1 protein-coding gene is annotated in these 1740 nt (G+C 66.9%); it reads right to left on the bottom strand.

The window, feature by feature from the left end; translation table 11 throughout:
• On the bottom strand, positions 1-1640 hold a 1640-nt coding region (locus H7U36_RS14975), incomplete at its 3' end, for an S-layer homology domain-containing protein (RefSeq protein WP_205156425.1).
• Between the last annotated feature and the right edge of the window lie 100 nt (positions 1641-1740).

Here is a 1740-nt window from a genome sequence, read left to right as displayed (position 1 = left end):
AGATGTGTATAAGAGACAGGCTTGACGGCGGGCGTCTGCACGCCGGACAGGTCCACCACGTACTGCACGGCCTCCTGTCCCTCCCACTTCACGGTGATGTGGGTCTTGGGCGCGGTGGAGGAGGCGTTGAGGAAGAACACCGCATACTTGCCCTGGCCGATGGAGGAGTCCTCCGTGATGGCCGCGCTTTGGGTGGCCTCGGCGCTGGCCTCGGTGCCGAAGTGGTACTGGAAGGTGCCCTGCTCATAGCCCTCGGGGGCCTCAATGGCCACGCCTACCCAGGCGCCCTTGCCGGCACCCTCGCTCTGGTGGATGGGCACCACGCCGTCGGTGGACAGGGCGATGCGGACAAAGTTCTCCCCGGTTTTCTTGGTGGCCTTGGCGGTGACGGAGGGCATGTCCTCCTCGCCCCCGTCCTGATCCACAGGGTGGACGCCTACGATGCCGGCTACGGCCTCCTCAGACACGGAGCCGCCGCCCCCGCCGGAACCGCCGCCACCCTGGCCGGGTTCCTGGCTGTCCTCGGAGCCGGTGACCTCCTCGCCCTCACTGTTCTGGGGCGGGGCCACATCGTCGGCGACCTCCACGTGGGCGGGACGCTTGCCGTCAAGCACCACGTTGTCGGCCTGTACCTCCGCCTTGTTAATGGCGCCCTGGTTGTCCACCTTGACGGCGGCGCGGGCGGTCAGGGTCTCCACAGAGGCACCGCTCTCCACGGACACGGAGCTGCCGGCCCCGTCCACAGCCAGACGGGCAAGCTGCGCGCCGCTGCCCAGGGTCAGGCTGGCGCGGTCACCGGAGAGGGCCACGTCGCCCTCCACCTGGGAATCGGCCATAGTCAGGGTGGCGCCGTGGGTGGAAACCCGCAGATCCCGCTCCAGCCTGGCGTTCTTCACGGTCAGATTGGCCTCGCCGGCTTTGGGGGCTACAAGCAGATTGCCGGACACGGCGGCGCCGTCCACGGTGATATCATCGGCGGCCACCAGCAGGATGCCGTCCACATCTTGGTCGATGGTGGCGCCCTCCTCCACGGCATATTCGGCCACGGAGCTGTCCAGTATTTTGACCACGGAGCCGCGGGTGATGCTGGACCCGAGGGCCAGAGTCTGGTTGCCCACGCCCTGGATGATGCCATCCTTCGCCATGGCGTCAATGTACCCGGCCGACCAGTCGGCGGCGTCCTTGCCGTCCACAAAGCCGCTCAGATCCGGCTGGGCGGTGGGACGGATGCCCAGGGCCCGGGCAAAGAGCACGGTGGCCCGCTCCCGGTTCATGGGCTCCTCGGCGTTGCAGTTGGTGCCGTCGCCCTGGAGAATCCCGGCGACGGTGAGCTGGAGGATGTAGGGGGCGTACCATTCGGTGCCCTTCAGATCGGCATAGGGGTTCTCCACAGTCTCGGTGTAGCCCATCGCGCGGCTCAGAATGGCGGCAAACTCGCCCACGGTCATGTTGGCGTCGGGACGCATGCCGCGGCTGTCACCCTCTACAATGCCGTAGGCGTGCCAGCGCTCGAAGGCGGACTGGCTCCAGTGGCCGTCCAGCTCCGGCAGAGTGCTTCCGGTTCCGGCGGCCGAGGCCAGCGGGGCGGTCAGGGAGGCCGTCAGGGCCAGGGAGAGCAGGGCGGCAGGAATCTTTCGCATAGATGATGCTCCTTTTTGTTGAACGTCCCGGCCGGCGTCCGGCGCGGGCTGTGGTGTTATCATACTAAAACAGTAGGAGCATTTCAATGCAGAAGTTCTG

It is taken from the genome of Faecalicatena fissicatena (genome assembly GCF_016900595.1).
GTDB classification, from domain to species: Bacteria; Bacillota; Clostridia; order Lachnospirales; family Lachnospiraceae; genus Claveliimonas; species Claveliimonas intestinigallinarum.
This window is presented reverse-complemented; position numbering and strand designations above follow the sequence as displayed.